The sequence below is a fragment of the Streptomyces sp. IBSBF 2435 genome, from assembly GCF_036815005.1.
Taxonomy (GTDB): domain Bacteria; phylum Actinomycetota; class Actinomycetes; order Streptomycetales; family Streptomycetaceae; genus Actinacidiphila.
Genome location: NZ_JAJSYW010000287.1, coordinates 1 through 5,509 on the forward strand (window position 1 = coordinate 1; position 5,509 = coordinate 5,509).

3 protein-coding genes are annotated in these 5,509 nt (G+C 68.3%); 2 read left to right on the plus strand and 1 reads right to left on the minus strand.

Annotation, left to right across the window (positions count from 1 at the left end; genetic code table 11):
• Positions 1-564: 564 nt before the first annotated feature.
• Complete coding sequence (locus tag V7E46_RS32060) at positions 565-1,155, plus strand: DUF6233 domain-containing protein (RefSeq protein WP_333771695.1); 591 nt, start codon at positions 565-567, stop codon at positions 1,153-1,155.
• Positions 1,156-1,168: 13 nt separating this feature from the next.
• Entirely contained in the window at positions 1,169-1,438 is a 270-nt protein-coding gene (locus V7E46_RS32065) for a hypothetical protein (RefSeq protein WP_333771696.1), read from the plus strand.
• A 207-nt stretch (positions 1,439-1,645) separates the two neighbouring features.
• Here V7E46_RS32065 and V7E46_RS32070 read toward each other — a convergent pair whose 3' ends face one another.
• Complete coding sequence (locus V7E46_RS32070; RefSeq protein ID WP_333771697.1) at positions 1,646-4,876, minus strand: RHS repeat domain-containing protein; 3,231 nt, start codon at positions 4,874-4,876, stop codon at positions 1,646-1,648.
• Positions 4,877-5,509: the final 633 nt, after the last annotated feature.

The window sequence follows — 5,509 nt, forward strand, 5'->3', positions numbered from 1 at the left end:
GCAACGCGGTGTGGGAGGGCGACCACAAGCACGTGCCTGTCGAGGTCGATGTGGAAGGTGAGCTGGCCACGCCGTGGGTGACCTGGTTCATCGCCTCGCGCTGCGCCTTGCCGGGCCGCTTCTTCGGCTGCTGCCCGCGTGCCGCTTTCGCGGCCTTCTGCCCAGGGGTCTGTCCCACCAGCGGATCGTAGGAACCCTCCGCCGCCGACGCCCGCACGCCACGCCGCCCAACTGTGCGGACCCGACGGCGCACCGGTGCGCACCCGGCGCGCACCGCAGGACAAGGGGCAGCGCCCCACGCCCCGAGCACGCCATATCCACCGTTCCCCACCCTTACCCACCCCTCTATAGGAGTTCAGATGTCTTCGCGGCGTTAGCCCTGTTCCCCGCCGGCTCCGGTCCCCGCACCGACAGCCGCACATCGGGTCCGCCGCTTTCCAGCGCTCCGAGCCTGCGAACTGCGGCAGCGACACCCGTGGAACACCTTGGGTACGGAGGTGAGGCCCGCGTTCCACTGTTCCTCCGCCGCGCGTTCCACCAGGGAATCGAACTAATATTCGTTCCATGGGTGAGGACCAGGACCGCAGCCAGGAGCCGGTGCTGCCGCAGGCCGACGGGCCGCTGGTGACGGTGGAGCTCCCGGACCACCAAGTGCTGTTCGCCGTGGTGAAGGCCAGGCGCCAGGAGGCCGACACGTCGTGGTGGTTCGACCTGCAGATCCACCTGCCCAGCCAGGGCAGCAAGCACGGCCGGCTCCTGGCGGTCCCGGCCGCGGTCGACTTCCGCGCGCCAGCCGGCGCCTGCCAGCCCATCGAGGGGCAGTCCTACGGACGCGGTGCCCACCGAGCGGTACGCCGTCCCGGCCCGGTGGCGGATCGAGGAACCCGTCTACTTCGGCACCAGTGTCGGCCGGCCCGGATCGTGCACCGCGGCGACTGCCGCGCCGTACGCGACGTCTCACGGCCCGCCACCACCGAACAAGCCCGCACGATCCTGACGCGCCCCGAGGCCGCGGGCGAGGAGTTCGAGGACGGCTGGGACGAGGACGACGAGCGTCTCGGCTCCCCGAACGATGCCGGCGGCGCCCCCGCCGGTGACGAACAGCCATCCGGGCCGGACGCAGTCCCCCGCCCGTCGCCGATCACGACGCCCTGAAGGAGGCAGCCCAGTGGTAACACTCGCCGAGGGCACCCTCGTACCGGACAAGGAGCAGCAGACGGCGGCGTATGCACCGCCGACCACGCGGGAGGGCTGGCAGCAGTTCGTCGGCACTCCCCCGCTGCAGCCCCCGCCGGACGCCGGCGAGGACTGGTCGAACGCGCAGACCAGATGCCACTGCACCCACGCGTCAACACCGACCCACGGCCCGCCCCACAGCAAAGACGATCGAACCAACTACATGATCAGCCCAGCCCACAACCCCGTAGAGCGACCATGATCATCGGGCGCGTACAAAATACAGCAATGTCATGACGCCCACGCCGACCATCAGGGCGACTCCGAGCCATTCGTTGCGGTACTCCCCGTACGCTGCGGCGCCGCTCAGCGTCAGGAAGACGAGGAAGGCGAACCCCTTGACTGCGTCAGCGCTTTAGCCGAGGTGACCGTCCACGTGCCCAGGCTGCCGCGGCTGCCCTGGAGCGGGTCAGTAGGTCTCGTAGATGTATCCGGCGACGTCGGCCGCCTCGCCGAACTCGTCGCAGAATTCTGCAAGAGATTCCCCAGATGCCTTACTGCAAGTGTCAGCAATGTCTGATACCTGGTCGAGTTCGTTCGAGATCTTCTCTTTTTCTTCGTCGGTTCTGCAGGCGAAACCTCCGCCTGACGAGAGGAATTTTCCGACTGAGCTTGAGCAGAAGCCGAGTCCGTTGGGGTCGGTGTGGTTGACGGGGTTGTTGCCGAGGGCGGCGTAGGGGTTGGGTTCCTGGCCGGAGGGGTCGGTCTGGGTGAAGCGGGTGGTGACGGGGTCGTAGTAGCGGGCGCCCATCTTGTACAGGCCCGTAGGGTCGAGGTAGGCGCCTTGGAAGCGGTAGGGCTGGGGGACGGTCTCGGTGGGCGCGGTTCGGGGGAGGCCGTTGGGGCTGTAGGTGTAGGTGTCCACGCGGTGGGCGGCGTTGTCGACCAGGCCGAGGACGGAGCCCTGGGCGTCGGTGAGGTAGTAGTAGGACTTGCCGCCGGTCCGCATGGAGTTCAGTGTTCCCTGCGCGTCGCGGGTGAATCCGGTGTCCACGCCCGCGGCGGTGGAGCCGGCCAGGCCCTCGGGGCCGTTGTGGAAGGTGGTGGCGCCGAGGCTGGTGCGCTCGCCGTTGTCGGTGCCGGCATAGGCGGCCGGGTAGGTAGTGCCGCCCACTGTCAGGGAGGTGAGCTGGTTGAAGTCCGACCATGCCTCGTTGGTACGGACCCCGCTGCTGGAGGCGCCGTTGGTTTCGTTGCCGACGGGGTTGTAGGACCAGCCGGTGGTGGACCCGTTCTTCCCGGTCAGCTCGGACGCGTTGTTGTAGGTGTAGGTGGTGGTGCCGGGGCAGGTGGTGGCGCCGGAGGCGGAGTGCAGGTTGCCGGCGGAGTCGTAGCAGTACAGCCAGCTGGCGCCGCCGGTCTCGCTGGCGAAGTTCAGGCGGTCTTGGGCGTCGTACTTGTAGGTGATGGTTTTGCCGGCCTGGTTGTCGGTGCGGGTGTGGATGTCGGACCCGTCGGTGCCGCTCAGGCCGCTGGTGTAGTCGTAGGACAGGTCGACCAGCACGGTGGACCCGGCGACGGTGCGGATGTGCGAGGGGCGGCCGGAGTTGTCCGGGATGACGGTCTGCACGGTGTTGCCCGGGTAGGCGGTGCCGGTGCGGACGTCGTCGTTGTTGTAGGTGTAGGTGGTCAGCCCGCCGCTGGGGTCCTTGACCGTGTGCGGGTTGTCGGCGTCGTCGTAGGTGTAGACGACCTGCCCGGTGGGATCGGTGTAGGTCTGCACGTTCCCGGCCGGGTCGTACGTCAGCGTCGTGGTGGACTGGTCGGGCAGCGTTCGCAGCGTCTCGCGGCCGAGCGCGTCGGGCACGTACGTGGTGGTGCCGGTGGCGTCGGTGCGGGACAGCTCGAACCCGTCGTCGTCATAGGCGTGGCTGACGGCTGCGCCGCCGGAGGTGGACACCGACGTGGTGCGGTCGCGGTCGTCGTAGGTGTAGGTGGTGGTGATGCCGCGGCCGTCGGTGACGGTCTTGGGGCGTCCCAGGCCGTCGTAGGTGTACGTGGTCGCGGCCAGCGGGGCGGGCGGGGTGACCTTGTCCAGATTCCCGGCGCTGTCGTAGTGGAAGGAGGTGACCTGGTTGTCGCGGTCCCTGGAGGTGCAGCGCTGGCCGGCGAAGCCGCCGCAGGTCGGGGTGGTGGGGTTGTAGGTGTAGGACGCAGTGGCCCCGCCGCCACCGCTGCCGGTGGTGGCCGCCGACAGGGTGTTTCCGACCGCGTCGTAGGAGTATGAGGTCTTGTTGCCCTGGGCGTCGGTGAAGTCCGGCGGCACGTCCATGCCGGCCTTGGTCGCGTACTGCCCGAACGACGCGGATGCACCCGTCGGCAGACCCACCGAGGAGGGGTTGTTGCGGGAGTCGAACCCGTAGACGGTGGTGTTGGCGCCGCTGCCTCCGCTGCCCATCGCGTCCACGGCGGTCTTGACGTTGTGGTTGGCGTCGTAGGTCGTCGACTTCGAGTGCTGCAGCGCGTCGGTGACCTTGGTGACCTGCCCGGTGGTGTCCACGGTGTAGACGGTGGCGTGGGTGTTGGGGTCGGTGGCGGTGACGGTGCCCGCCGCCCCGAGGCCGGCGCTGTAGGCGTAGGTCCAGGCCGGGCCGGTGTTGGCGCCGGTGTCGGTAATGCGCTGCAGGGACCGGACCCGGTTGGAGCTGTCGTAGGAGATCTTGGTGACGTTGCTTTCGGGGCTGGTGATCTTATTGACCCGGAAGTCGGTATCCGACAGCGACTCGTACCCGAAGTACGTCGGCTTGCCGGCGGTGTCGGTGACCTTGACGAGGTTGCCGTAGCCGTCGGTGTCGAACTTTGCGTAGCGGCCGGTGTTGTCGGTGGCCCGCCACTGCGTGGTGGTGTACGGGGCCAGGTCGATGAACCGCCCGGTGCGGGCCTCGGTCAGCTTGTACCCGCCACCGGAGTGCTGGACGACATTGATGACCGCCCCGTTGCGGTCGGTGACCTTCGTCAACGCCCCGCTGCTGCTGTAGGTGTCCCTGCTGCCGGACTTGCGGTCGGTCAGCGTGTACGTGCCGTCGCTGTTCTTGACCAGGTCCTGCGAGTACCCGGCCGGAGTCGCGTACGCCCCGCCGGTGCCGGAGGCGGTGAAGTGGGCGCTGCCGCCGGTGGAGTCGATCGCGTACACGTCCGAACCCGACACCTGCAGGCGCCGGTCGTAGCTGGCCCACCACCGGCTGCCGACGGTGCCGCCGACGCCGGTGAACGAGCTGTAGGTGCGGGTCAGTTGCAGGCGGTCGCCCGCGCCGGCGATGTCGAAGTCGGTGCCAGCCAGCATCAGGTCACCGGACGAGAGGTCGACCCGGGCCACCAGGGAGTCCGTCACCCTCATGTCGGAGTACTGGTGCCAGGGCACCTGCCCCTGACCCGACGGCGGCGCCACCAGCGGTGACACGGTTCCGTTGCTGGTGGCAGCCTGGCGGGCGCGGCGTGCGGTGGCCGAGGCGGCCGCGGTCAGGTGCGTGTCCGAGGCGACCGGCCGGTTCCTGCCGACCGGGATGACCGGGGCTTTCACCGCCTGGTGGTGGCCCCAGACCGACGTGGCGTGGGACGGGGCGGCGTCGGCGGTGCCGGCGGCCAGCGGAACACCGGCAGCGGCCACTGCCAGCACCGTTGTGGCAGCGGCGACGGACAAGCGTATGCGATGGCGGGCACGCAAAAGCGGACCCCGCGGGTTGGTCATCTTCCCCCCACGGAAAGACCCCGGCGCCCCAACGGCGCCGGGAAGAGGCACAACCTGTCACGCCGAGCTGACCACCCGCTACCGCATTGAAGCGAACACTTGTTCCCGTAGACGTTTTTCGGCCAGAGTGATGGATTCCGGTTTGCCTTTTACCGGGCCCGCCTTCCGGAGCAAAAGGGATAAAATATAGAGATACACTGCTCAAGAGCGGGGCAACATTGCGGCCAAAAAACGATCACTACGACCGAACGGTCTTTCGACGAGCGTCGGTCCCCCCGTGCCGTCGTTAGCAAGGATTTTGGTTCCTGGAGGCAACTTTTTGCATGCATAGTCCAAGTTCCGCCTCAGAAGACGCTCACGAGCTGCGCTCCTGGTGATCTGAGTCACGCGTGAATATGCCAGCGATCTAGGACACGATGTGCGGACCCACCAGCCCGCTCCCCGGGAGCCGCACACCCCGTGTACCGCCTCGCGATCACCACGGGTGCCGTCCTGACCGCCTGGACCGCACTGGCCGTCCCCTTGGACATCCTCGTCGGCCGCCGACTACGCCACCTCGCCCACCCCTCCCCAGCACCCCTCCAG